23 protein-coding genes and 2 pseudogenes are annotated in these 25151 nt (G+C 72.7%); 12 read left to right on the plus strand and 13 right to left on the minus strand.

Annotation, left to right across the window (positions count from 1 at the left end):
- Nucleotides 1-4: 4 nt before the first annotated feature.
- From G9272_RS04330 to G9272_RS04350, 5 genes are read right to left on the minus strand one after another with little or no spacing between them, the layout of a single operon-like run.
- The gene (locus G9272_RS04330; protein ID WP_171395291.1) at nt 5-805 is read right to left on the minus strand and encodes a DUF1295 domain-containing protein; all 801 of its coding nucleotides are present in this window, start codon (nt 803-805) and stop codon (nt 5-7) included.
- Nucleotides 802-2121, minus strand: coding sequence for an SAM-dependent methyltransferase (locus tag G9272_RS04335; protein WP_171395292.1), 1320 nt, complete (start codon nt 2119-2121; stop codon nt 802-804). Before G9272_RS04335 ends, G9272_RS04330 begins: the two co-directional genes overlap by 4 nt.
- Complete coding sequence (locus G9272_RS04340; protein WP_171395293.1) at nt 2118-3404, minus strand: class I SAM-dependent methyltransferase; 1287 nt, start codon at nt 3402-3404, stop codon at nt 2118-2120. Before G9272_RS04340 ends, G9272_RS04335 begins: the two co-directional genes overlap by 4 nt.
- Nucleotides 3401-4162, minus strand: a complete 762-nt coding sequence (locus G9272_RS04345; protein ID WP_437184250.1) for a DUF1365 domain-containing protein — start codon at nt 4160-4162, stop codon at nt 3401-3403. The genes G9272_RS04340 and G9272_RS04345 overlap by 4 nt, the downstream gene beginning before the upstream one ends.
- Nucleotides 4159-5484: an NAD(P)/FAD-dependent oxidoreductase gene (locus tag G9272_RS04350; protein WP_437184251.1), complete on the minus strand. Its 1326-nt coding sequence runs from the start codon at nt 5482-5484 to the stop codon at nt 4159-4161. Before G9272_RS04350 ends, G9272_RS04345 begins: the two co-directional genes overlap by 4 nt.
- 235 nt (nt 5485-5719) lie before the next feature.
- Here G9272_RS04350 and G9272_RS04355 point away from each other — a divergent pair, with 235 nt between their 5' ends.
- Nucleotides 5720-6160, plus strand: a complete 441-nt coding sequence (locus G9272_RS04355; RefSeq protein WP_171395295.1) for an SPW repeat protein — start codon at nt 5720-5722, stop codon at nt 6158-6160.
- A gap of 166 nt (nt 6161-6326) precedes the next feature.
- On the opposite strand, the pseudogene G9272_RS04360 reads toward G9272_RS04355, so the two are convergent.
- A pseudogene (locus G9272_RS04360) lies at nt 6327-6599 on the minus strand (ArsR/SmtB family transcription factor); the annotation flags it as partial.
- Nucleotides 6600-6699: 100 nt separating this feature from the next.
- On the opposite strand from G9272_RS04360, the gene G9272_RS04365 reads away from it, so the two are divergent.
- Both G9272_RS04365 and G9272_RS04370 read left to right on the plus strand, forming a co-directional pair.
- Entirely contained in the window at nt 6700-7272 is a 573-nt protein-coding gene (locus G9272_RS04365; RefSeq protein WP_171395296.1) for a GNAT family N-acetyltransferase, read from the plus strand.
- Nucleotides 7269-7493: a hypothetical protein gene (locus tag G9272_RS04370; RefSeq protein WP_171394562.1), complete on the plus strand. Its 225-nt coding sequence runs from the start codon at nt 7269-7271 to the stop codon at nt 7491-7493. Before G9272_RS04365 ends, G9272_RS04370 begins: the two co-directional genes overlap by 4 nt.
- Here G9272_RS04370 and G9272_RS04375 read toward each other — a convergent pair.
- Entirely contained in the window at nt 7486-8928 is a 1443-nt protein-coding gene (locus G9272_RS04375) for a hydrolase (protein WP_171395297.1), read from the minus strand. The two genes, G9272_RS04370 and G9272_RS04375, sit on opposite strands and share 8 nt — an antisense overlap.
- Before the next feature lie 275 nt (nt 8929-9203).
- On the opposite strand from G9272_RS04375, the gene G9272_RS04380 reads away from it, so the two are divergent.
- Complete coding sequence (locus tag G9272_RS04380; RefSeq protein WP_171395298.1) at nt 9204-9467, plus strand: GlsB/YeaQ/YmgE family stress response membrane protein; 264 nt, start codon at nt 9204-9206, stop codon at nt 9465-9467.
- 109 nt (nt 9468-9576) lie between these two features.
- Here G9272_RS04380 and G9272_RS04385 read toward each other — a convergent pair whose 3' ends face one another.
- The gene (locus tag G9272_RS04385; protein WP_171395299.1) at nt 9577-10353 is read right to left on the minus strand and encodes a GNAT family N-acetyltransferase; all 777 of its coding nucleotides are present in this window, start codon (nt 10351-10353) and stop codon (nt 9577-9579) included.
- Nucleotides 10354-10393: 40 nt separating this feature from the next.
- Nucleotides 10394-10792 (minus strand): MerR family transcriptional regulator, encoded by a 399-nt coding sequence (locus G9272_RS04390; RefSeq protein WP_171395300.1) that lies wholly within the window; start codon nt 10790-10792, stop codon nt 10394-10396.
- A gap of 109 nt (nt 10793-10901) precedes the next feature.
- Between G9272_RS04390 and G9272_RS04395 the strand changes: the two genes are divergently transcribed.
- Nucleotides 10902-12101 (plus strand): MFS transporter, encoded by a 1200-nt coding sequence (locus tag G9272_RS04395; protein ID WP_171395301.1) that lies wholly within the window; start codon nt 10902-10904, stop codon nt 12099-12101.
- A gap of 45 nt (nt 12102-12146) precedes the next feature.
- Nucleotides 12147-12417 (plus strand): annotated as a pseudogene (locus G9272_RS46365) (nucleoside deaminase); the annotation flags it as partial.
- A 127-nt stretch (nt 12418-12544) separates the two neighbouring features.
- On the opposite strand, the gene G9272_RS04400 reads toward G9272_RS46365, so the two are convergent.
- Nucleotides 12545-13303: a chaplin gene (locus tag G9272_RS04400; protein ID WP_171401835.1), complete on the minus strand. Its 759-nt coding sequence runs from the start codon at nt 13301-13303 to the stop codon at nt 12545-12547.
- Between the two features lie 340 nt (nt 13304-13643).
- On the opposite strand from G9272_RS04400, the gene G9272_RS04405 reads away from it, so the two are divergent.
- Both G9272_RS04405 and G9272_RS04410 read left to right on the plus strand, forming a co-directional pair.
- A complete protein-coding gene (locus tag G9272_RS04405; protein ID WP_171401836.1) occupies nt 13644-15266 on the plus strand; it encodes an alpha/beta hydrolase in 1623 nt (540 codons plus the stop codon).
- Nucleotides 15267-16754 carry an FMN-binding glutamate synthase family protein gene (locus G9272_RS04410; protein ID WP_171395302.1) on the plus strand — a complete coding sequence of 496 codons (1488 nt, stop codon included), beginning with the start codon at nt 15267-15269 and terminating at the stop codon, nt 16752-16754.
- A gap of 57 nt (nt 16755-16811) precedes the next feature.
- On the opposite strand, the gene G9272_RS04415 is transcribed toward G9272_RS04410, so the two are convergent.
- The gene (locus tag G9272_RS04415) at nt 16812-17594 is read right to left on the minus strand and encodes an alpha/beta fold hydrolase (RefSeq protein ID WP_171395303.1); all 783 of its coding nucleotides are present in this window, start codon (nt 17592-17594) and stop codon (nt 16812-16814) included.
- A 211-nt stretch (nt 17595-17805) separates the two neighbouring features.
- Between G9272_RS04415 and G9272_RS04420 the strand changes: the two genes are divergently transcribed.
- Together G9272_RS04420 and G9272_RS04425 are read left to right on the plus strand one after the other, a co-directional pair.
- A complete protein-coding gene (locus G9272_RS04420; protein WP_171395304.1) occupies nt 17806-18900 on the plus strand; it encodes a baeRF3 domain-containing protein in 1095 nt (364 codons plus the stop codon).
- 108 nt (nt 18901-19008) lie between these two features.
- The gene (locus G9272_RS04425) at nt 19009-20034 is read left to right on the plus strand and encodes a Gfo/Idh/MocA family protein (protein WP_171395305.1); all 1026 of its coding nucleotides are present in this window, start codon (nt 19009-19011) and stop codon (nt 20032-20034) included.
- A gap of 13 nt (nt 20035-20047) precedes the next feature.
- Here the strand turns inward: G9272_RS04425 and G9272_RS04430 are convergent, their stop codons facing one another.
- Complete coding sequence (locus tag G9272_RS04430; RefSeq protein ID WP_171395306.1) at nt 20048-20461, minus strand: SsgA family sporulation/cell division regulator; 414 nt, start codon at nt 20459-20461, stop codon at nt 20048-20050.
- A gap of 349 nt (nt 20462-20810) precedes the next feature.
- Here G9272_RS04430 and G9272_RS04435 point away from each other — a divergent pair, with 349 nt between their 5' ends.
- The gene (locus tag G9272_RS04435; protein ID WP_171395307.1) at nt 20811-22208 is read left to right on the plus strand and encodes a PP2C family protein-serine/threonine phosphatase; all 1398 of its coding nucleotides are present in this window, start codon (nt 20811-20813) and stop codon (nt 22206-22208) included.
- Between the two features lie 24 nt (nt 22209-22232).
- Here G9272_RS04435 and G9272_RS04440 read toward each other — a convergent pair whose 3' ends face one another.
- Complete coding sequence (locus tag G9272_RS04440; RefSeq protein ID WP_171395308.1) at nt 22233-23744, minus strand: DNA-binding protein NsdB; 1512 nt, start codon at nt 23742-23744, stop codon at nt 22233-22235.
- A gap of 232 nt (nt 23745-23976) precedes the next feature.
- Here G9272_RS04440 and G9272_RS04445 point away from each other — a divergent pair, with 232 nt between their 5' ends.
- Nucleotides 23977-25116 carry an aminoglycoside phosphotransferase family protein gene (locus tag G9272_RS04445; protein WP_171395309.1) on the plus strand — a complete coding sequence of 380 codons (1140 nt, stop codon included), beginning with the start codon at nt 23977-23979 and terminating at the stop codon, nt 25114-25116.
- The last annotated feature ends 35 nt before the right edge of the window (nt 25117-25151 follow it).

Here is a 25151-nt window from a genome sequence, read left to right on the forward strand (position 1 = left end):
CGGGTCAGCGCCTGGGCGGCCGCGGGAAGAAGCCGCTCGTCCGGGAGACGTACGCGGCGTAACCGGGCCGCTCGGCCATGTGCCGTTCCAGGAGCGGCTTTCCGCTGCCCCTGATCAGCAGGAAGCTCATCACGAGCGGGGAGACGACGCCGACCAGGGCCGAGGCGGCGGAGTCGCACGCGACGAGGAAGAGACCCCACCAGACACAGAAGTCCCCGAAGTAGTTGGGGTGCCGGGTGTAGCGCCACAGGCCGCGGTCCATGACCCGGCCCCGGGTGGCCGGATCCGCCTTGAACCGGGCCAGCTGGGCGTCGCCCACCGCCTCGAAGAACAGCCCCACCGCCCACAGCGCGGTGCCGGCCCAGGCGAGCGCGGTCATCGGCTCCGGCACGTACTGCGCGGCCTGGACCGGCAGCGACACCAGCCACACCAGGGCGCCCTGAAGCAGGTACACCATGCGCAGCGCGTACAGGTTCCGGCTGCCGGGAGCCTTCGCCAGCATCGCCTCATAGCGGGGGTCCTCTCCGTGGCCGCGGCCGCGGCGCGCGATGTGCGCGGCCAGCCGCAGTCCCCACACGGCCGTCAGGACGGTCACCAGGACACGGCGCCCGGTGTCGCCGTGCCCGGCGGAGGCCGCGAAGGTCACGAGGGCGACGGCGGTGAAGGCGAGTCCCCAGGCGACGTCCACGAGACGGTGTACGCCCTTGCGTACGGCCAGGGCGAAGGTGGCGAGCAGGACGGCGAGGACGGCCGCTGCGGCCCAGGCGAGGTTGAGCGCGAACGCGCCCCAGGGGAACCCGCTCATGGCCGCGCCGGCCCCGCGTACCAGCCCTCCGGGCTGCCGGGCATCCCGCTGTCCCCGAGCGAGGTCGGCCGCACGCAGAGGATCTGGTCGACGCCCATGCGGCCCTCCTCGAAGGCGAGCGCCCCGCCGGCCAGACAGAGCCGCCACACCCGGGCCGTCTCCTCACCGACGAGCCGCACCACGTCGGCCCAGCGGTCCTCCAGCGTGCGGTGCCAGGCGGCGACGGTGCGCACGTAGTGCTCGCGCAGCGACTCGACGGACCGCACCTCGAGACCGCCGCCCTCCAGGAGCGTGACGGTCTCGCCGAGCGGCCGCATGTGCATGTCGGGAGCGATGTACGCCTCGATGAACGGACCGCCGCCGGGCGCGTTCCGCCCTCGCGACATCTGCTGCACGAGCACCCGGCCGCGCGGGCGGACCAGCCGACGCAGCGCGGCGGCGAAGGCGGGGTACTCGGCGTCCCCGACGTGCTCGCCCATCTCGATGGCGGCGACGGCGTCGTAGGCCCCGCCGTCGATGTCCCGGTAGTCCTGGCACACCACCTCGACCCGGTGCTCCAGGCCCCGTTCACGCACCTCGCGCCGTACGAACGCGGCCTGTTCGTGCGCCAGGGTGACGGCGGTGACCTGTGCCTTGTGCCGCTCGGCGGCGTACAGGGTGAGCGAGCCCCAGCCGCACCCGATGTCGAGCAGTCGCGCGCCGGGGACGACGGCGAGCTTGCGGCAGACCAGCTCCAGCTTGGCGTACTGGGCCTCGGCGGGTGTGCGGTCGGCTTCCTCGTCCGCCCAGTAGCCGCACGACCAGGCCATCGGCTCGCCGAGGAGGAGGCGGTAGAAGTCGTCGGACAGGTCGTGGTGGTGGCTGATCGCCGCCCGGTCGCGGGCCCGGCCGCGCAGGCCGCCGCGCAGCCGGGCCCGGGCGGCGGGCGGGGCCGGACGCGGTCCGACGGCGCCGAGCCGCAGCGCCTCTGCCGCGGCGCGGGTGCGGTCGGCGAGGCCGGGACGCGGGGCGTGCGGGCCCCGTTCCCGGGCGGCGGCCCAGAGGGTGCGCAGCGCGTGCGCGAGGTCGCCCTCGACGTCGAGTTCGCCGGTCACATAGGCCTGGGCGAGGCCGAGTTCGCCGGGTTCCCAGAGCAGGCGGCGCAGGGCGCGGCGGGAGCGTACGACCACGACGGGGCCGTCGGCCGGGCCCGCCTCGCTGCCGTCCCAGGCGCGCAGCCGGACGGGCAGGGCCGTGCCGAGCACGTCCTCGGCGAGAGCGGCGAGCCGGTGGGCGGTGCCGGGCCGCGCGGTGCGGGCGGTGCGCACGTCGGTCATCGGGTCGGGTCCTCCTTGGCGAACAGGTACTGCTGGACGTCGAGGTAGCCGGAGCGGAAGCCGGCCTCGGAGTAGGCGAGGTAGAGGGTCCACATCCGGCGGAAGGTGGCGTCGAAGCCGAGGGCTGCGACCTCGTCGGCGCGCTCGGTGAACCGTTCGCGCCACAGCCGCAGGGTCTCGGCATAGTGCGCGCCGAAGCGGTCGCGGCGGGCGACGGTCAGCCGGGTGTGGTCGCGGACCGTGCGCTCGACGGCCTCGACGGAGGGCAGCAGGCCGCCGGGGAAGATGTACTTCTGGATCCAGGTGTGGGTGTCCCGGCTGGCCAGCATCCGCTCGTGGGGCATGGTGATGGCCTGGAGGGCGGCCCGGCCGCCGGGGGCCAGGCGGTCGTCGAGGGTGCGGAAGTAGACCGGCCAGAACTCCTCGCCGACGGCTTCGATCATCTCGACGCTCACGACGGCGTCGTAGCTGCCGCGGGCCTCGCGGTAGTCGCACAGCTCGACCGCGACGCGGTCGGCGAGGCCGGCGTCCCGGATCCGGGCGAGGGCGAGGTCGCGCTGTTCGCCGGAGAGGGTGAGCGAGGTGACGTGGGCGCCGCGCGCCGCTGCCCGGAGCGCCAGTTCGCCCCAGCCGGTGCCGATCTCCAGCAGCCGGGTGCCGTGCCCGACGCGCGCGAGGTCGAGCAGACGGTCGATCTTGCGGTGCTGGGCGGCGGTGAGCAGGTCCCAGTGGGCGGGGAAGCCGCGGAAGAGCGCCGACGAATAGGTGAGCGTGTCGTCCAGGAACAGCGTGAAGAGGTCGTTGGACAGGTCGTAGTGGCGGCTGATGTTGGCGCGGGCGTTGTCCGGGGTGTTGCGCCGGTGATGCGGCTGCCGCTGTGCCCACCGGCCGCGCAGTCGCTGGAGCGGGGCGGGGATCAGGTCGGCCGCGTGGGCGGCGAGCACGGTGAGCGGGGCCACCAGGTCGGGCGCGTCCCACTCGCCGGCCATGTAGGACTCGCCGAAGCCGATCAGGCCCTGGGCGCCGATCCGGGCGTGGAAGGCGCGCGGGTCCCGGATCTCCAGCAGCGGCCCGCCCCGGCCCACGGAGGTGCCGTCCGCGTAGCGTGCCCGCAGCGGCAGCCGGTCCAGCGCCCGGCGGACGACGGCGCCGGTCACGGCGGTCCGGACGCGTGCGGCGGACGGCGGTGCGGCCACGCCGGGCCAGTGGGCGGCGTCCGTGTGCGGGACGGCGTGGCAGGCGCCCCGCCGCACGGTGGCGGGGCGGGGCTCGACGTACGTCATGGGGTGTTCTCTCCGGTGCGGTGGTCGGGTCGGGGTCGCACGGGCAGGCCGCGCAGATACAGGCGGATGCCGTGCAGTCGGATGGCGGCGGACACGGCGACGGTGGACCAGGGGCGGCGCAGCGCCAGGCGCAGCAGCCGCCCGTTCGTCGCTTCCCGTCGCGTGCCCCGCACGGTTGCGGTGAAGGGGCGCCCGCCCGCGCGGTCGAGGTGCACGGTGAGGTCGAGCCGCTCGTCCGGCCTGGGCAGCCGCATGCGGTAGTGGCCGTCGACGGGGAAGAACGGCGAGACGTGGAACGCCTTGTCGGTCCGTGCCCTGCCGTCGGCGTCCGTGTCGAGCAGATAGCAGTGGCGTTCGCCGTAGGTGTTGTGGACCTCGGCGACCACGCAGCGCGGCTCGCCGTCGGGGCCGTGGCACCAGTAGAGGGTGAGCGGGTTGAAGACGTGTCCGAGCACGCGGGCCTGGGTGAGCATGAGCACCGGGCCGCCCGCCAGGTCGACGCCGTGCGCCGCGAGGAAGGCGTCCAGGCCCGCCCGGATGCCGGGCTCGTCGCCGGCGAAGTGGTCGCGCGGGTCGAATCGGGCCAACGCCCGCAGTGGGCGCGGGAGTTCGGGCGGACGGTCGACGTCGACCAGCCACAGGTGGGTGCGGTGGCGCAGCACGTACCGGAGGGGTGCGGTGCGCACATGGGTGACCGTGCAGGGGTAGAGGGCGGGCGTCAGGGTGACCCGCTCGGCCGGCGCGCTCCGGGGGGTCACCACCGCACCCCCAGGGCGGCCGCCGCCATCACGCCGGAACGGCAGCCGTCCTCGTGGAACCCCCAGCCGTGGTAGGCGCCCGCGAACGCGGTGACGGTGGTGTCCAGACCGGGCAGGGCCCGCTGGGCGGCGACCGACTCCGGGGTGTAGACGGGGTGTTCGTAGGCCATGCGGGCGAGGATCCGGCCGGGGTCGACACGGTCCTCGCCGCCGAGGGTGACCACGTACGGCTCGGCCGCGTCGAGCCGCTGGAGCCGGTTCATGTCGTAGCTGACCCGGACGTGGTCGGCGCCCGCGGCGCAGGACGGCATCAGGTAGTTCCAGGAGGCCCGGGCGCGACGGGCGCGCGGGAGGACCGCGGTGTCGGTGTGCAGGAGGGTGACGTTGCGCGCGTAGCGGAACGCCCCGAGCACCTCCTTCTCCCGCGGGGTGGCGTCGGCGAGCATCCGCAGCGCCTGGTCGGGGTGGACGGCGATCACCACGGCGTCGTAGGCCTCGGTCACGCCGTCGTCGGTGGTGATCTCGGCGCCGTCCGGGGTGCGCCGCACGGCCCGTACGGGGGTACCGGTGCGGACGGCGTCCAGGCGCTCGGCGACCCGCTCGACGTATGCGCGCGAGCCGCCGGTCACCGTGCGCCACACCGGGGAGCCGCCGATCGCGAGCATCCCGTGGTGCTCCAGGAACCGGAACAGGTAGGCGACCGGGTAGCGCTGGGCGGTGGCGGCGTCGCAGGACCAGACGGCCGCGACGACCGGCGTCATGAAGTGCGCGCGGAAATAGGCGGAGAAGCCCTCGCGGTCGAGGAACTCCCCCAGGGTGAAGGTGTCCTCGGCTCCGTGGGCCAGCAGCCGGCGGGCCGCGCGGTGGAAGGCGGGGACCTCGGCGAGCATGCGCAGATAGGGAAGGCGCACGGCGTTGCGCGGCCGGGCCAGGAGGCCGGCCGGGCCGCGGGCTCCGGTGTACTCGAGCCCGCAGCCGTCGCACCGTACGGACATGCTCATCTCCGACTCCTGGGTGGAGACGCCGAGATCGTCGAAGAGCCGCAGCAGGTGGGGGTAGGTACGGCGGTTGTGCACGATGAACCCGGAGTCGACGCGGTGGACCCGGCCGTCGGGTGCGGTGAGGGCGTGGGTGTGGGCGTGTCCGCCGAGCCGGTCGTCGGCCTCGTAGAGCGTGACCCGGCGGTTTCCGCGACGCAGCACATGCGCGGCGGTCAGCCCGGCCACCCCGCTGCCCACGACCGCCGTCCGCCGTCGCCCGTCGGACCCTGCTCCGGGTCCCCCGCGCGGCTCGTCGCCGGTCGCCGCTGTCGTCCAGTCCATCGTCCGCTCCTCCCGGCCGGCCCCGGTCCGGGGCCGTCGCGAGTAATCCGAGGCCGCGGCGGAAGCGGATTGGCGCGAGGCTGGGATTCTTTACCGGAGGGACGAATATCCGGATAGCGGAACAGTGCGTGCGACCTCTACACATAAAGAATAAATAAGAGCAGAATGGACAGGCGCGGCACTTACCGCACACCGCTCCGAAGCGGTCGGGCCTGAGAGTCAAAGGAGACGAATCATGGCCAACGTCTCGCCCACCAGAGGTGACATGTCGACGCACCCCGATGTTCCCGAGATGCAGGCGCGGTACGCCCGCATGCTCGGTGGTCGTGATGTGGCGCTCGTGGACGGACCGGTGTTCCTGCTCGGTCTGTACTGCGCCGTGTCCCCGTGGATCCTCCACTACACCGCAAGCCAGCCCGCGCTCATGACCCACAACCTGATCGTCGGGATCGCGATCGGCCTGCTGGCCCTCGGCTTCACCGCGGCTCCCGCGCGGATGTACGGCCTGAGCTGGGCCATGTGCGCGCTGGGCATCTGGATGATCATCGCGCCGTGGGTCGTCGGCGACAGCCCGGACGCCGGTGTCGCGGTCAACAACATCATCATCGGCGCCCTGGCCCTGATCCTGGGGCTGATGTGCACCGCCACGGCGGCGAAGAGCACCCCGCAGCCGTAGAGACCCTGTCGCACCCCGGACGACGGCCGGGCCGATCCGCGCATGCGGACCGGCCCGGCCCTCGTACCGCGTGTCGCCCGGTGACCTCTCGCGGGCCCCTCGGGCTCGAGATCCTCATGGGTCACGGTGAGCCGGACGAGGGCGGCGTGCGGCCGGATTCGGAGGGCGCGCGCAGCCGCGGGCGCTCGAACTTGTCGATCCACCGTTCCTGGATCTCGTGGAGCGGGACCGGATCGAGGTAGTGCAGCTTCTCCCTCCCCCGCCGCATCGTCGTGACCAGGTGGGCGGCCTCCAGGACGGCCAGGTGCTGGGTCACCGACTGGCGCGCCATGTCGATGTGCGCGCACAACTCGCCCAGCGTCTGGCCGTTGCGCTCGTGCAGCCGGTCGAGAAGCCGTCTGCGCGTGTCGTCGGCCAGCGCCTTGAAGACCTTGTCCATGCCCGGGTCCGCCCCCGGACCTGCTCCCGATCGCACATTTTCACGTTAGGCAGGCAATTACCTGCATGTCAATCGGACCGCCGCTGGCCAGGATCGACCCATGGAGACCAAGGGGAGTTTCGTCGTGCCGCCCGCACCGCTGCGGCTCGAAGGGGTGGGGATCACCCTGCGCGAATGGACCGATGACGATCTCGACGCCCTGGTGGAGGTGTACGACGACCCCGAGATCGCCCGGTGGACGCCGGTCGTCTCCCCCTTCGACGCCCGGGCGGCCCGCGCCTACCTCGACAAGGCGCGGACGAGCCGGGCGGAGGGCCGCACGGCGCAGCTCGCGATCACCACGGACGGCGGGCGCCCCAGGGGCGAGGTGCTGCTGTTCCGCAGCGCGTCGGACGAGCGGGACGCCGAACTCGCCTACGGGGTGGGCGCCGAGCACCGCGGGCAGGGCCTCGCCGGCCGGGCGGTACGCCTGGTCGCGGAGCTCACACTGCGCGAACTACGGCCACGGCGGCTGGTGTTGTGCATCGAACACGGGAACACGGCGAGCGAGGCGGTCGCCCACGCGTGCGGGTTCACGCTCGCCGACGAGGCGCCCGTGCCCCGGCAGGCCAAGGGCCGCGAAGTCCTGCTGCGCACCTGGTCCCTCCGGCCGGAGGACGCTGACCGGGGGTGACGGGCATCGACCGGACGGACCGCGCGGAGGCCCTGCTGATCGGCGGGCGCGCCGGGGTCGGCAGGACGACGGTGGGCTGGGAGGTCTCGGCGCGGGCGCCGGCCGGCACCGTCCGGGTGGCGGCCGACGGGCGCTCGGTGCCGGACATCGCCGAGGAGGTGCTGGCGGCCGGCGGTTGGGCCGCCCGGCAGGGGCGGCCCAACCGGCCTGACGTCAGGTGACGTTGAGCGCGGTGTCGTCGATGACGAACGAGGTCTGGAGCTTGGAGCCTTCGGTGCTGGTGAACTTGAGTGTGACCGTCTGTCCGGCGTACCCGCTCAGGCTGAAGCTGCGCTGGGTGTATCCGGAGGCCGCGTTGAGGTTGGAGTACGAGGCCAGGGTGCCCAGCACCGTGCCGGAGCTGTTGAGGACCTGGACCTGGAGGGTGTCGTAGGCGGTGCTGGTGGTCGTCTCCGCGGTGTCGATGTGCAGGTAGAGGCTGAGGGTTGCGGAGCAGCCGGACGGGAGGGTCGCCGACTGGGAGAGGGTCTCGGTTCCGGCGGTGCCGTTGCCGCCGAGCCAGGCGTAGTAGGAGCCCGTACGGGCGGACTCGCTGGTGGAGTTGGTGATGACGCCGCTGGTGGCGCTCCAGGTCGTGGCGCCGGACTCGAAGCCGGCGTTGCCGAGCAGCTGGGTGTCGGTGCAGTCGGTGCCGCCGTCGTCGCCGCCCCCGCTGCCGCTCGCGCCGGAGAGCCACTCGGTGGCGTTCAGGGCGAGGGCGGCATTGGTGGCGCCGGTGTCGTTCCAGCCGTCGTAGAGAGTGTTGCCGGACTGGCCGGTACCGTCGTCGATGGGTGAGCTGTCGCCCCAGAAGGCGACGCGGCCGCTGCCGAAGGTGCTGGTGGCGAAGAAGGCGCCGGTGTTCCCCGAGTAGCCGCTGCGGTACAGCAGGCCCTTGACCGAGGAGTTGTCGGCCGGCTTGAGGGTGGCGGTGGTGCCGGAGGCGATCAGGCTCTTGGTGACGGTGCCGAAGGAGCCGTGCAGGACGGGGTCGGTGCTGTCGCTGATCGCGGCCGGGTAGCCGGAGCTGATGGAGAGGGAGTCGACGGAGAAGCCGAACGGGTCGGTGGAGTCGACGCTGTTGTTGGTCATCAGATCGTTGAAGATCTCGACCGCGTCCTCGCCGTCGTTGTTGCGGTCGGCGCCCGTGTGGTCGGAGACCATGAACAGGCCGCCGCCGTTCTTCACGAAGTTCATGATCGCCGTCTTCTCGGCGGTGGTGAACAGCGTGTTGGGCTCCGGCAGGACCAGCGTGTCGAAGTTCGACAGGTCGGTGGTGGCCGAGCCGCCGTAGGTGAGGGCGCTCGTGGCGGTCTTGAGGCTGTAGTCGCCGGTCTTCTGGAGGGCGACGCCCCACGACGACAGCGCGCCGGTCCAGTCCGTCTCCGAGGACGGGGAGGAGTCCTGGGAGAGCGGGTCGGGCTTGCTGGTCGAGATGATCCAGTCGGCGTTGCCGGCCTCCTCCGCGTGGCCGTCGTCGAACAGGATGCGGTGGGGGGTGGCCGCGTGGGCGGGCGTGGCGCTGGTGCTGACCTGAAGGGCGGCTCCGGTGACGAGCAGCCCGAGACCGGCCAGGACGGTGGTGACCTTACGGCGGGATCTCTGTGATCCGAGCATCCGGCGAACCTCCGTGGGATGGGGGGACACGAGGCGGGTGCGGGCGCCAAAATCTGCGCGCGTAGATACCGCATTCGAGGGTTCTACCCGCGTGGAACGATTGAAAGGTACATGGCATGACTGAGCGATGAACATCAAACGCGGGCAATAACGCGAGCGAAAACGTCAACACCCGGCAGCACCCCGGGCGGACGGCCCAAGCGGAACGGACTGTCCCGCCCTCCGGCGGGCACAAGCACTGCAAAGTGGCCTCGCGGAGAAGCGGAGGGGCGGAGATGGAGATCGACGGCATCATCAGTGCCATCTTCATCGGCATCATCATCGGCGTACTGGGGCGGCTCGTCGTCCCGGGCCGCCAGCGCATCGGCGTGCTGTGGACGATCGCCGTGGGCATCGTCGCCGCACTCATCGGATCGGTGCTCGCCGCGGCGTTCGGCGTGGACGACACCAAGGGCGTCGACTGGATCGAGTGGCTCATCCAGATCGGCCTGGCCGCGTTCGGCGTCGCCGCGCTGGACCGGGCGAAGGCGCGACGCTGACGAGGGGCGGGCGTACGACACTCCGAGCCGAACGGCCGTCACCCGCGGACAGGTCGGCAAGCGTCGGACCAGGAGCGTCGCACCCCGCCCGGGCGTCGACCCTGCCGCGCTACCGCGTGTACACGTACGGCGTCGTGGTGCTCAGCGGCGCGAAGCCCAGGCGTTCGAGGATGGGGCGGCTCTGGTCGGAGGCGTCGACCTGGAGGTAGCGGTAGCCGCGGTCGGCGGCGATGCGGGCGCGGTGGGCGATCAGGGCGCGGTAGACACCTCGGCCGCGCCAGCCCTCGACGGTGCCGCCGCCCCACAGGCCCGCGAACCTCGCTCCCGGGATGAGTTCCATCCGCGCCGAGCTCACCGGCACGTCCCCGGCCATCGCGAGAACGGCCACGATCGCGTCCGGGTCGGCGGCGAGACGGGCGTGCAGGAGGTCCCGCAGCCAGGAGCCGTCGTGGCCGAACGCCCTTTCGTTCGCCTCGACCATGAGCTCGACACCCGCCCGGTCCGTGACGGGGACGATACGGACGCCCTCGGGCGGTTCGGCGGCGACCAGCTGGTCGGCGGTCTCGCCGATCATCAGGGTCTCCTCCGCATCGGCGGTGAACCCGGCCGCCGTGAGCCGCTGCCCGAGGTCGGCCGGACGGTCGTGCCCGTGCAGCTTCCACTCGAACTCGTGGCCGATCCCGGTGAAGTAGGCGACCTGTTCCGCGATCACCGCGTCGGCGTCGGCGGCGCCCAGGTCCGACCAGAGCACCCCGCTCCAGCCGCCCTCGCCGCCGACATGGCGGACCACGCCCCCGGTCCGTTCGACGCGCGCGTCGGAGCTCTCGGGGCGCGCGCCTTCGCGCATGTCCCGGTCGTACAGGGCGAGTACCGCGGCATGATCCATGCGCCCACTCCAGCACCCCCGCCCGGCCGCGACAACGGAATTACCGGTGCCGGGACGAGCCGGGCGTCGCCACGCCGTCCGGCCGCACCGCCGCCAGGTACGCGCTCAGCCGGTCGCGGTTGCGGGCCAGACAGTCGATCCGGGCCTGGATGCGGTCGATGTGCCCCTCGAGGAGGGCGGCGGTCTCCGGGGTGAGGTGCTCCGCGGGCAGGACGATCTCGTCGGGGCCGGACAGATACGGCAGGATCGCACGGATCATCTCGGTGGTGAGGCCGGAGTCGAGCAGCCCGCGGATCTGCTGGACGTCCCGGACGGCCGCCTCCCCGTAGGAGCGGTAGCCGTTCTCACCGCGGTCGGGGTGCAGCAGGTCCTGCTCCTCGTAGTAGCGCAGCAGCCGGGTGGGGACGCCGGTGCGGCCGGAGAGGTCGCCGATCTTCATGCCGCGCTCCGCTCGTCGCTTCCCGTCTTCGCTTTCCGTGCTCGCTCCGCGAGCGGCTCACGGGGCCACGCTTGCCTTCACACTGATGTGAATGTTCGACCATGGTCGCATGTCCACCACATCCATGGTCAAGGGCACCGCCATGCCCGCGCCCCTGCCCTGGCCGGGGCTGCTCGCCCTGTCCACGGCCGCCTTCACCGCCGTGGTCACCGAGTTGCTGCCGGCCGGGCTGCTGCCACGCATGGCACCGGCCCTCGGCGTTCCCGAGGCCCGGGTGGGGTTCCTGGTCACCGGGTACGCGGTGGCGTCGTTCGTCGCGGCGATCCCGGTGACCGCGCTGCTGCGCGGCCTGCCGCGCCGGCCGGTCCTCGTCGGCACCCTGCTGGGCTTCGCGCTGAGCAACGCGGTGGTCGCGCTGTCGTCGTCGTACGGCCTCACCTTCACCGCGCGTCTGGTCGCCGGTGTCATGGGCGGCACGCTGTGGGCGATGCTCGCCGGGTACGCGGCCCGGATGGTGCCGGCCGAGCGACGCGGCCGGGCGATCGCGGTCGTGCTCGCCGGTATCACGCTCGCGCTGTCGCTGGGGGTGCCCGCGGGGACGGCGCTGGCCGAGGTGGTGGGGTGGCGCGCGGCGTTCGGGCTGCTGTCCGGGCTCGCGGTGCTGCTCGTGGGCTGGGTGCGGTGGCGGGTCCCGGGCTTTCCGGGCGAGGCACGGGGCGAGCGAGTGCCGCTCGCCCGGGTCGCCCTGCTGCCGGGGCTCCCGGTGATCCTTTCCGTCACCCTGTTCCTGCTGCTGGGCCACCAGGTGCTGTACACGTACATCGCGCCCTTCGCCGAGCACGCGGGGTTCGGACGTACGGATGTGGTGCTGCTGGTGTTCGGGGCGTCCACGGTCGGCGGGATCTGGGGGACGGGGCTACTGGTGGACCGGCGTCCGCGGGCCACACTGCTCGGCGCGCTCGCCCTCTGCGCGGCGGTCATGCTCGCCCTCGGCCGGTATGCCGACGTGCCCGCCGTGCTGCTGGTCTCCGCCGCCCTGTGGGGAGTGGCCTTCGGCGGGGCGCCGACCCTCATCCAGACGGCACTGGTGAACGCCTCGGGGCCCGCCGCCTCGGACGTGGCGACCTCGCTCCAGACCACGGTGTACAACGCGGGCATCGCGGGCGGCTCGCTGACCGGAGGTGTGGTCCTGGAGGCGCTGGGTGCGGGGGCCCTGCCGTGGACGGCGCTGCCGCTGGTCGCGCTGGCCCTGACCGCGGTCGCGCTGGGCCGCCGGCACGCCTTTCCGGTCGCGCGGAGCCGCGCCTAGGCCGGCGGCGAAGCCCGGGTCAACCGTCGAGGAGAGCCGTACGCCATGGTCGAGGCCGCCGAACGGCCGTATCTGCGCCGCTGCGTGGAACTCGCTGCCGAGACAGTGCGGGCCGGCGACGATCCGTTCGGTTCGGTTCGGTACGGGTGGACGCGGACGGCACGGTGCTCGCCGAGAACCACAACCGGGTGGCCCCCCGGCCACCGCACCCGGCACCCGGCACCCGACACCCGACACCCCGAGTTCGAGCCGGGCGCGCTGGTCGGCGGCCCGTCTGTCGCCCACGGATGATGCCGCGTCGACGGTCCACAGGTCCGACCCACTCGCCCGAGCACCCCGCTTCGACGCCCCGCCCGTGCAGAGCGCCGGCTCGCCGCAGGCCCCCCGCCCCCGCCCGACATGACCGAGGGGGCCTGCACTCCGTCCCGCTCCGAAAGGGCGGCTCAGCGCTCCGTGTTCGGGCGGAACCGCCGGTGGAGGGCCACACCGCCGAGCAGCAGGGCCGCGCTGCCGGCGAGGGCGGGCAGGGTGGCGTCGGCTCCCGTGTGGGCGAGCGAGGACATGGCCTCGGGCATCCCTCTCTGGGGCGCGACGGCCGGCGTCTGCGGAACGACGGCCCGTGGGCCCGGGTGCTCGGGCTCCGAGGGCGGTTCGTGCCGGGTCGGCGGCTGCGGCGCGGGCTCGACCGGCGGCGCGGGCTCCTCATCGGACACGTTGACGGACTCGTTGTCGAACGCCGGGTTCGCGATGCCGACGACGTTCACGCTGTTGCCGCTGACGTTCACCGGGAGGTGGACCGGCAGCTGGACACCGTTGCCGGAGACGACGCCCGGCGAGTCCTGCGCGACGCCGTGCGCGGTGGCGCCACCGCCGGACGACGCGCCGTGCGTGCCGTGCGTGCCGTGCGTGCCGTGCGTGCCGTGCGTGCCGGGAGCGGTGGCGCCACCGCTCCCGCTGGATGCGCCGTGCGCCCCGGGAGCGGCCTCCGCGCCCTTGTTGGCGCAGGTGTTGCCCGCGGCGGGGTTCAGCACGCCCACCACGTTCACCGTGTTCCCGCACAGGTTCACCGGGAGGTGCACCGGCAGCTGGACACCGTTGCCGGAGATCACTCCGGGCGAGCCGGCCGCAGAGCCGTCCGCCGCGGAATCGGCGTGTGCGGGCAGTGTCACAGCCATCGCGCCGGAAACTGCGGCGACGGCCATCACACCGGTTCGGGTAACCCGTCTCATGGGTCCCTGCCTTCCAGACATGAATCGCGGGCACTCGCCCGCACCCGGTAGAACGCCGGCGCACCATCCGGGTTATGCCTGAACACCCTTTCACCCCATTGGATCCCTTTTTCGATCGCTTTTCGAACCCTCTTCGGTCCCCCCGTCGAACTGGTGTCGCCCCCGTCGCACAGGCCTCACAGAGCACGCGGGGCGCGGCCCGCGAAGAGGCCCGCGGTGGCCCCCGGCCGCCCGGAGGCGGGTCGTCGACAGGCCGCTTATCGTGAGCGAGGGCGCCGTTCCCGGACCGCTGCGGGCGTCCCTGGAGGCACTGATGCTGGCCAAGCTGCCGACGCGGCCCGGGCTGCGACGCTGCGCGCTCGCCGCCACCGCCGCACTGACCCTGGTGGGCGCGGGCCTGCCGACGGCGACCGCGAACCGGAACGCCGCCGGGGACGACCGTGCCGACCTCTCCCGGTTCTACGGCCAGAAGGTCACGTGGTCGGCGTGCGACGGCGACGGCATACCCAAGGACCTCCAGTGCGCCGACCTGACCGTCCCCCTCGACTACGACCGCCCCAAGTCCGGCACGCTCGACCTCGCGCTCGGCCGCTACCGGGCCACGGGCGACAAACGCGGCTCGGTGGTGCTCAACTTCGGCGGCCCCGGCGGCCCCGGTGTCCCTGAACTCGCCTACGGCGGCAAGGAGTTCATGGACCTCACCGACGGCTACGACGTGGTCACCCTCGATCCCCGTGGCGTCGGCCGCTCCTCCCCCGTCAGCTGCGGGGACGGTGAGGACAGCGGGCTGGCCTCCCTGGACGACGACACGGCCCTCGCCGATCCCCAGGCGCTCCTCACCCGGTTGAAGCAGGCCGCCGCCGACTGCGCCGAGCACTCCGGACCGGTGCTGCCGCACATAGGCACCGTCGACGCGGCACAGGACCTGGACGTGCTGCGCGCGGCGCTCGGCGACAAGAAGCTCAACTACCTGGGCTTCTCGTACGGCACCCGGCTCGGCGCGGTCTACGCCGCCCGGTTCCCCGACAAGGTGGGCCGGCTGGTCCTCGACGGCGTCGACACCCTGACCGAGCCGCTCACCGAGCAGGGCATCGCGGGCGCCCGGGGGCAGCAGGTGGCGCTGGACGACTTCGTCGGCTGGTGCACGAAGGACATCGCCTGCCCGTTCGGGCAGGATCCGCGCGTGGCCCGCGAGGCGGTCGTACGGCTCGTGCGCTCGCTGGACGAGGACCCGGTGCCGACCGACTTCGGCGAGGACTTCTCCGGTCAGGACCTCGTCGGCGCGCTCGGACAGGGGCTGTACAGCAAGGAGCTGTGGCCCCTGCTGGAACGGTCGCTGGCGCAGCTCATCGAGAGCGGGGACGCCAGCGGGGTCCTGAGCTTCGCGAGCGGCGGCTTCGCCCTCCCGCTGCCGTTCCCGCTCCGGGCCGCGGGCCGCGGCGAGCCCTCCCCCGGGGCGCTCGTCGACGAGGAGGACATCCCCCTCGACAACCTGCCCGCGGCGCTGATGGCGATCAACTGCGCCGACGACCCCGACCGCCCCACGGCCGCGCAGATCACCGCGGACCTCAAGCGGCTGCGCGCCGCCTATGACAAGGCCTCACCGGTCTTCGGCCAGTACCGCCTCACCGAGGTCCTGATGTGCTACGGCCGCCCCAAGGGCACCGACTTCATCCGCGACGAGGTGAAGGACCTGAGCACCCCGGAGATGCTGCTGGTCGGCACGCGCGGCGACCCGGCGACGCCGTACCGCTGGACCGTGGAGACGGCGAAGCGTCTCGGTGCCCCGGCCGTGGTGCTCGACAACAAGGGCGACGGCCACACCGGATACGGCTCGTCCAAGTGCGTGCACCGCAAGGTCGACGACTTCCTGCTGTACGGCTCCCTCCCGCCCAGCGGCAGCTCCTGCGGGCCGCCCGACGAGGACGACGACTGAGTGCGCCGGTTCCTGCCGCTGCTGCTCGTCTGTCTCCTCGCGGCCGCGGCTACCGCCGCCTCGTCCGCCCGGTCCGCCTGGTGGTGGCTCGCGGCCGGACCGCTGCTGGCGTCGGCCTGCCTGGGCGGCTGGGACCTGCTCCAGCGCCGCCGCTCCGCACTGCGCAACCATCCGTTGGTCGGGCGGCTGCGGTATCCGGCCGCGGAGGTTCGTGTACGCCCCGGGAGCGGCGACGCGCGGGAGCCGTTCGGCGGCGACCGGGACGCGTACGAGTATCTGGTGCCGTCGCTGCGGCCGGTCGAGCCGGCCGAGGAGCCGCCGGTGGTGCGGGTGGGCGGGCCGGACTGCTCCCAGCCCTACGACATGGCGCTGCTGAACGTGTCCGCGATGAGCTTCGGGGCGCTGTCGTCGCGCGCGGTCCTCGCCCTCAACAGGGGTGCGGCGCTGGGGCGTTTCGCGCAGGACACCGGGGAGGGCGGGCTGTCGGAGCACCATCTGCGCGGGGGCGGCGACCTGGTCTGGGAGATCGGGACGGGGTACTTCGGCTGCCGTGGCGCCGACGGCGGCTTCGACGCGCGGGAGTTCGCGGACAAGGCGGCGCTGCCCGAGGTGAAGTGTGTGTCGTTGAAGCTGTCCCAGGGGGCGGCGCCGGGCAGCGGCGGGGTGCTGCCCGGGGTGAAGGTGAGCGCCGAGATCGCGCGGGAGCGGAAGGTCCCGGTGGGCGAGACGGTGGTGTCGCCGCCCTTGCACCGGGTGTTCTCGACGCCGCGTGAACTGGTGCTGTTCCTGGCACGGTTGCGTGAGCTGGCGGGCGGCAAACCGACCGGGTTCAAGCTGTGCGTGGGCTCACGGCGGGAGTTCCTCGCGGTGTGCGGGGCGATGGTGGCGGAGGGGCTGACGCCGGACTTCGTGGTGGTGGACGGGTCGGAGGGCGGCACCGGCGCCGGGCCGGCGGGGTTCGCCGGGCACCTCGGTATGCCGCTCACCCAGGGGTTGATCACCGTGCACAACGCCCTGGTCGGCGTCGGCCTCCGGGACCGGGTCCGGATCGGGGCGAGCGGCCGGGTGGCCACCGGCGCGGACATCGTCACCCGTCTCGCGCAGGGCGCCGACTACACCAACGCGGCCCGGGCGATGATGCGCGCCGTCGGCTGTGTCGGCGCCCTGCGGTGCCACACCGGGACCTGTCCGGCCGGCGTCGCGACCCAGGATCCGCTGCGGGCGCACGCCCTCAACGTGGCCGACAAGGCCCGGCGGGTCGGGCGCTACCAGCGGGAGACGGTGCGTGACGCCGTCAGGATCATGGCGGCGATGGGCATCCGCGAGCCGGCCGAACTCACCCCCGGCCATCTGGTCCGGCGGACGCAGCCGGGCACGGTCCGCTCGTACGCGGAGCTGTACGAGTGGCTGGCGCCGGGAGAACTGCTCGCCGGACCACCGGAGTCCTGGGAGACGGACTGGAAGGCCGCGGACCCGGACAGCTTCTAGCGGCCCCGCGGCCGACGGCCACGAGGCCCACGAAGGCTGCGACTACGACTACTGGGGCTACGAGGGCTTGACGGTGACGAAGGCGTCGATCGCCGCCGTCAGCTCGGCCGGCTTCTCGACGGGGAGTTCGTGGCCCGCGTCGAGGACGCGGACGGTGGCGTCCGGGTAAGCCTTGGCCATGCGCAGCATCTGCTGCACCGGGAGCTGGATGTCGTGGTAGCCGTGGATCATCAGGGTCGGGGCCTGGATCTCTCCGACCCGGTCCAGCACGTCGAAGGCACGCATGGCGCCGTACAGCGTCATGACCACCTCGCGCGGGGTGTCCGCGGAGGACTTGATGTACGCGCGGATCTCCTCGCGGGGGTAGCCGGGGGCGAAGGCCCGCTGGATGTTGGCGGCGACGAACAGCTTGAAGGGGACGAGGGTGGAGACGCCCATCAGCAGGCCCCTGCCCCGGCTGTACGTCATCCGGCCGATGGAGTTCACCAGCACCATGCGCTCCACCCGTGCGGGGTGGGAGAGGGCCACGGTCTGCGAGATCATCCCGCCCATCGAGTGGCCGACCAGCACGAACCGTTCGATCTCCAGGTGGTCGAGGAGGGCCAGGAGGTCCGTCGCCAGCTCCGCGACCGTCTTCACGCCCGCCCCGCTGCTCTCGCCGTGCCCGCGCAGGTCGAACCGGATCACCCGGCGCCGCTCGGCGAAATGCGCCACCTGGTGGTCCCAGCGGTGCCGGTTCGCCGTCCAGCCGTGCACGAACACCAGGGGCACCCCGTCGCCGTCGCGCGGGCCCTCGTCGTCGTACGTCAGTGCTGCGCCGTCGACTTCGAGCTGCGGCATGGGTGCCTCCTGCGGTGCGGTCCCGGTTACTGACGCGTACGGTAACCGGCCGAGGGGGTCGCCGTCACCGTCGGGCGCCCACGAGATCGCGCTCAGAACTCCACGGAACCGCGCAGCAAGGGGCAGGTGCGACCTTCCCTGCGCATGTTCCCGAAGATGTACTGGTATTGCCCCAAATGCCTTAAAGGCGATTGGGACCTATCGTGCTGATATGGAGCACGCACTCAGCCCAGCGACCCTCTCCGAACTGCGCCGCCCGCGCCCCTATCCCGCGGTGTCCGTGCTGACGCCGACGCACCGGCGGGAACCCGAGAACACCCAGGACCGGGTCCGGCTGCGCAATGTCGTGGCCGAGGCGAAGAAACAGCTGGAGACCGACCCGGCGGTCAGCCGCGAGCGGCGCGCCGACGTCGCCGACCAGCTCGACCGGGCCCTGGCCGAGGTCGACCTGGCGCACACCGAGGACGGCCTGGTCATCTACGCCGCCCCGGGCGAGCACCAGGTGTGGTCCCTGGCCCGCGCCGTCCCCGAACGCGTCGTGCTCTCCGACACCTTCCTGACCCGCAACCTCGTCTCGGCCCAGGCCGCCGAACGCCCGTTCTGGGTCCTGTCGGTCTCCCCGGACCGCGTCACGTTGTGGAACGGCGGCGCCGACCGGGTCACCGAGGAACACGCCGGCGGCTTCCCGCTGGTCAGGAGCCAGCCGAACTTCGACGCCGAACGCATGGAGCGGATCGGGGACCTGCCCAGCACCTTCCGCGACGAAGACACCCGCCACTTCCTGCGCGAGGCCGACACCGCCCTGGGCAGGCTGCTGCGCGAGGACCCGCGACCGCTGTACGTCACCGGCGAGCAGGCGGCACTGTCGCTCCTCGACGAGTTGGGCGGAGCCACCCGGGACGCGGTGCACCTCCCGCACGGCGGACTCTCCCACGGCACACCCGACGCCGTGTGGCAGGCGGTGCGCCCGCTGCACGACGCGGAGGCCCGCCGGAACACCGCGGCCGTCGCCCGGGAGCTCGACTCGGCCCGTGGACACAAGACGTTCGCGGCCGGCGTCGACGAGCTCTGGCAGAGCGCGCGGGAGGGCCGGATCCGGCTGCTGGCCGTCGAGGAGAACTACCGGATCACGGTCCGCGACGGCGGCGACCATCTCGTCCCCGCCGTGAGTGGCGATCTCGACGCCCGCGAGGACATCGTGGACGAGATCGTCGAGCAGTGCCTGGAGACGGGCGCCGAGGTGCGCTTCGTACCCGACGGCGCACTGGGCGACGCGGACGGGATGGCAGGCGTGCTGCGCTACTGACCCCCGCTCGGCGGCGGTTCGGCCGGTTGCCCTGGTCGGGGCCCCTTCAGCGGCTTTCACCGGCGGCGTACGCTACGGCGTGATCGTCCACCGGGAGGGTGAGTTCGCGTGAGTGACCTGCTGGGCGTGGCCGTGCTGGGTGCCGGACACATGGGGGCCGACCACATACGCCGCCTCGATCGCGTGGTGAGCGGGGCCCGGGTCGCCGCCGTGGCCGATCCCGACGCCGCGCGCGCGAAGGAGGCCGTGGCCGGGATCGAGGGGGTGGCGGTCCACACGGAGGTCGAGGCCGCGCTCGACGCGCCGGGTGTCGAGGCCGTGCTGATCGCCTCGCCCGGTCCCGCACACCAGGAGGCGCTGCTCGCGGCCTTCGCCCGCGGGCTCCCGGTGCTGTGCGAGAAGCCCATGGTGCCGGACTCGGCCGGGGCGCTGCGCGTGCTGGAGGCGGAGGCCCGGCTGGGGCGGCGACTGACGCAGATCGGGTTCATGCGGCGTTACGACGCCGGGTACCGCAGGCTCAAGGCGCTGCTGGACGACGGTCGGCTCGGCCGGCCTCTGATGCTGCACTGCGTGCACCGCAACGTCTCCTCGCCGCCGGGCTTCACCAGCGCGATGCTGATCGACAGCTCGGTGTCGCACGAGATCGACGCGGCCCGCTGGCTGCTGGGCCAGGAGCTGACCGCGGTCACCGTGCGGCGCCCGCGCCCCTCCGCCGGCGCCCCGCAGGGCCTGCTCGACCCGCAGTTCGTGCTCTTCGAGACCGACGGGGGCGCCCTGGTCGACGTGGAGGTCTTCGTCAACTGCGGCTTCGGGTACCAGGTGCGCTGCGAGGCCGTGTGCGAGGCGGGCAGCGCGCGTATCGGCGACGACCAGGGGATGCTCGTCACCACACGGGGCACAGCCGGCGCGGACGTGCCCCAGGACTACCTCGTGCGGTTCGTGGACGCCTACGACCGCGAGGTGCAGGCCTGGGTCGACGCCACCCGGCGCGGTCTGGTCACCGGTCCGACCGTCTGGGACGGCTACGCGGCCTCCGTCGTCGCCGAGGCCGGGATCCGGGCCCTGGAGAGCGACACGCGCGTCGCGGTCGAACTCGCCCCGCGCCCGGGCCTGTACACCGCGGACGGTCACTGACACCCGGCGGGGCTCAGACATTGCCGAGCAGGGCCTCCAGTCCCCGGTCGACGGCGGCGCCGACATCCTCCCGGCCCGCCGCGACCACGGCGTAACTGCGCAGCAGGAACCGGCGCAGGGCGGCGGTGTCGAACTGGAGCAGGGCCAGGCCGAGCGGTGAGTGGAACTCCACCACCGTACGGACCGGCCCGCAGGGCCAGATGTGCACATCGCCGCTCCCGGCCGGACCGCTCACGCCCTGCTCCAGCAGCGCCCGGCCGAAGGTCCAGGTGACGGCCTCGCCCGCGAGGGAGACCTCCGGCGGGAAGTCGACATGCACGGCGAACGGGTCGGTGGAGTCGTAGCGGAGCGTGGCGGGCACGGGCAGCTCCTGGTCCTCCGCGGTGATCAGCCGGGCGCGGACGGGTTGTTCAAGAGTGATGTCCATGCATGTACGACCTCGCAGGGGCCTCTTGCATTACGCGAAAGCGGTGTCCAATTCATGTGACCTGCGTCACAGTGACTGTTGCCTGGAACATCAGCCCGCCGAACACGCGACCGATGGTCACCTCGGCCCCCTCAGGAGTCCCCCAAGTCACGTACGTCACCTACGACTTGACCCTCTTCCGGCGCATGCCGACCACCTCCCGCCACCCCTCCCTGAAGACACTGGCATATGCCAGAAGCACCACCGAATCGTGTGTTGCCAAATCCCTTACACGCCGTCGCGGGCTGTGCAACAGTCGTAACGGCCCTTGTGCCAGCCCTCGCCGTACCGTCCCGCATCGGAGTGCGTCATGCCGCCCCATGTCTCTGCGGACCGCTCAGCCGCCCAGCCGCCGGGGCGCGGCTCGGTCGACGCGCTGATCACGCAGACCCGGCGGCTCAAGGGCGACATGGACGCCGTACGGCAGGACGCCCGCAGCGACGCGACGGACCCGCAGGGACGCTGGCAGCGCGCGCTCTACGACCTGGCGCTGCATCAACTCGACGACCTCGACACGCACCTGGCCCAGTTGCGGGACGGTCCGCCGCCCGTGCCGGCCGCCGAGCGCGCGCCCGCCGAGCCGTCCGCTCCCCGGCGCGAGTCGCTGCTGAGCCGGGTCGGCAGCGCGGAGTGGAACCTGCTGACGGACGAGGCCGTCTGGTCCGAGGAGCTCTACGGGATCCTCGGCCGCGACCCCGCCGCTCCCCCGCTCACCCTCGACGAACTGCCCGCGCTCGTCCTCGACGAGGACCGGCCGAAGCTGACGGCGATGGTCACCGACTGCCTGATCGACGCCCGGCCCATCGACGGCGAGTTCCGCGTCGTACGCCCGGACGGCGAGCACCGCACCGTGCACATGATGGGCGAGCCCGTGCTCGACTCCGAGGGCGGCACCACCTCGATGTGGGCCGTGCTGCGGGACGTCAGCGAACTGCGCCGCAGCCAGCGGGCGGTACGCGAGAGCCGTGACTCGCTCCAGCGGCAGCGGCACCGCGCCCAGACCGAACACCGGCTCGCGGTGGAGCTCCAGGAGGCCGTGCTGCCACCGTGGCGCGGCTCCCCGCGCCTGCCGCACCAGGGCCCCCGCTCCCTCGACCTCGCCGCCCACTATCTGCCCGCCGCGACGACCTCACAGATCGGCGGCGACTGGTACGACGCGCTCGAACTCTCCGACGGGCAGACGCTGCTCAGCGTCGGTGACCTCACCGGCCACGGCCCGACCGTCACCTCGACCACGGCGATGCTGCTGGGCGCCCTGCGCGGGATGGCCATGGCCGGCACCCGGCCGGCCCAACTGATGTCCTGGCTCAACCAGTTACTGGACGCAACGGTCCAACCGGCCCTGGGCAGCGCGGTCTGCTGCCGCTACCGGCCGGACACCCGCACCCTGATGTGGGCGCAGGCCGGGCACCCCGTCCCCTTGCTGTTCCGCGACGGGACGGGACGCCGGCTGGACGCACCGGAGGGCGTACTCCTCGGAGCCACCGCCCGCGCCGCCTACGGGCAGGCCGAGGAGACCCTCGAAGAAGGCGACCTGCTCCTGCTGCACACCGACGGCCTGGCACCCGCCGACCGCCTCCTCGGCCTGGCCCCTCGTCTGGACAGGGCGCGCACCGCGCAGGAGTGTGTGCGGATGGTCGTGGAGGAGTGCGGCGAGAGCGAACGCGCCGACGACGCCTGCGTGCTCGTCGCCCGGGTCACCCGGTGAGTGGATCGACCGACGACAACCCGCTCACACCTGGGCGCCGTTGCCCCCCTTGCTCCCCCTGCTGCCCTTCTGCTTCGGCAGCGCCAGCCTGATCTCCTCACGCAACTCGCTGATCCTCGGGTAGTTGGCGTACTCCGCGGTGAGCCGGTACATCTGGCTCAGCCGGTCCCAGGTGCGCCGGGAGGAGTTCGACCCCATCGACATCAGGGCCAGCCGCGCGAACCGGTCCGCCTGTTCGGGGTCGTCGGCGATGAAGCAGGCGGACGCCATGGACAGATGGTCGAAGATCTTCGACCGCTCCCGCCCGTCGACGCGCAGCGCCAGCGCCTTCTCCGCGTAGTACTGGGCGTGCGCGGCCGCCTGCGGCTCGAACTCGGCCAGCGTGCGGTAGGCCAGCGCCTGCATGCCGTACAGATCCTCGTCCTTGAAGGTCTGCATCCAGGACGGCGGTGCGACGTCGCCCTTGTCGGAGACGAAGAGGTCCTCCGCCCGACCGAGGGTACGGCGCATGGCCTGGCCCTTGCCCATCGACGCCTGCGCCCAGGCCTCGATGGTGTGGAACATCGCCCGGGTGCGCGCGGTCACGTTGTCGCCGGATCCGGACTGGGCGAGTTTCATCAGGTCGAGGGCCTCGTCGGGCCGCCCGAGGTGGACCATCTGACGGGCCGCCCGGGAGAGCGCCTCGCCGGCCCGCGGCCGGTCACCGCCCTCTCGTGCGGCATGGGCGGCGATGACGAAGTACTTCTGGGCCGTGGGCTCCAGACCGACGTCGTGCGACATCCAGCCCGCGAGGACGGCGAGGTTGGCCGCGACACCCCACAGGCGCCGCTGGAGATGGGAGGGATGGTGGTAGGCGAGGATGCCGCCCACCTCGTTGAGCTGTCCCACGACGGCCTTGCGCTGAAGCCCGCCGCCGCGGGCCGCGTCCCAGGCCCGGAACACCTCCACCGAGCGCTCGAGTTCGTCCACCTCCTCCGTTCCGATGGGGGCGGCCTCGTAGCGGTCGAACCCGGCGGGGTCGGCATGGTGGAGGAGGGGATGGTCGATGACAGGAGCGTCGGAGGAGAGGGTGGGGTCGGTGTGCAGCCACTCGTACATGGCACTGCTGAGAGCTGATCCCGCGGCGAGCGCGGCACCCGCGCCCACCAAGCCGCGTCGGTTGAGCATGAGGTCCATTCCCGTGAATTCGGTGAGGACCGCAGCAGTCCGTTCGGGCGCCCACGGCACATCGTCGGGATGTTTTACGCTCCCGCCGCCGGGCCGATTCCCTGTACGCCCGTGCCGGACCAGACCGAGGTCCTCGATGGTCACGACACGGCCGAGACGCTCGGTGAACAGAGCCGCCAGCACCCGCGGTACCGGATCGCGCGGGATCTCTCCCATGTCGATCCACCGCCGCACCCGGGAGGTGTCGGTCGACAGCTGGGGGTGGCCCATGGCCGCCGCCTGCCGGTTGACCAGCCTCGCGAGTTCCCCCTTGGACCAGCCGGCCAGGCCGAACAGGTCCGAGAGGCGGGTGTTGGGTTGTCCGCTCACGTCAAGCCCCCAGGTTCTCGGCTGAGTTGACAGTAGCCCGGTGAAAGTTGCCGGGCGACTATTCGCCAGGGTTCGCCAGGGTTCGCCAGATGGTGTGCCACTGGGCGATGGGTGTCAGGTAGGAAAGCGCCACCCCGACCCGGTCGCCGAGGGACATTCCCCAGGGTGTACCCGAAAGGACCGGTCGGGGCAGCGTTCTGACGTCCGGCACACGAAGGGATCTGTTTCTCCCATGTACGCAGCATCGTCCTCCGTGTCCGCCCCGCCCCGGTCGCTGCACACCCGCCCGGGCGGCGGCGGCCCCTATCTCGATCCCGCCGCGCGGTCGGCGGCTCCCGGGCTCGGCGCCGGTCCGGCCCGGCGTCCCGCGGGGCTCGGCACCCAACCGCTCAGCGGGAGACTCGACCTGTCCGGCCCCCAGGGCGCCCAGCTGCGCACGGCGATCGCGTCCGTGCACCGGATCTGCCCGGAGTTCGCCCCGGTCCAGGTGCTGCGCCGCAGCGGACGCTCGGTGCTGCTGGTCGGCACGACCGGCCGCAGCACGGCGGTCGCCAAGTGTTTACTCGACCACTCCCCCGTGTGGGCCGAGCAGATCCGGCACGAAATAGCCGCGTACCGCACGTTCGTCCGGCACCGCCCTCCGGTACGGGCGCCGAGACTGATCGCGGCGGACCCGGACAACTGCACACTGGTGATCGAGCGGATGCCGGGGCGGGTGGCGGCACTCCAGCTGCACCCCACCGAGGCCCCGCCGCGGGCGGACGTCCGGGCGGCACTCGGCGCGGTCTGCCGGCTCAATGCCTGGCGGCCGCCGGCGGGGACGTTCGACGCCCCGCTGGACTACGCCGCCCGTATCTCCCGCTACCACGAGCTGGGTCTGCTCACCGACCGGGACATGGGCGACCTCCAGAAGCTGCTGCACGGCATCGCGGCCACCGCGGGCCGGCAGGGCATGGGCCAGTTCTGTCACGGCGACGCCCTCCTGTCGAACATCCTTCTCTCACCGGCCGGTCCAGTGCTGGTGGACTGGGAGCACGCGGGTTGGTATCTGCCGGGCTACGACCTGGCGACACTGTGGTCGGCGCTGGGCGACGCGCCGGTGGCGCGCCGTCAGATCAGCCAGATCGCCCAGTCGGCGGGCCCGGCCTCGCGTGACGCCTTCCTGGTGAACCTGATGCTGGTCCTGACCCGCGAGATCCGCACCTACGAGACGGCCGTGCAGCGTTCGATGCACGACGTCGCCGCGACGGCCCCGGGAGCCCATCCGGGTGGCGCGCCGTCCGGCGAGGAACAGCGCCTGCTGCTGCGACGGCTGCACGACGACTGCCAGCTGGCCCGCCGGGCCGTACGCGCGGCGGTCGGCACTCGCTGAGGGGACGGGGGTCCGCGGTTGCGCCTGAACGGCGG

This window comes from Streptomyces asoensis, from assembly GCF_013085465.1.
Taxonomy (GTDB): domain Bacteria; phylum Actinomycetota; class Actinomycetes; order Streptomycetales; family Streptomycetaceae; genus Streptomyces; species Streptomyces cacaoi_A.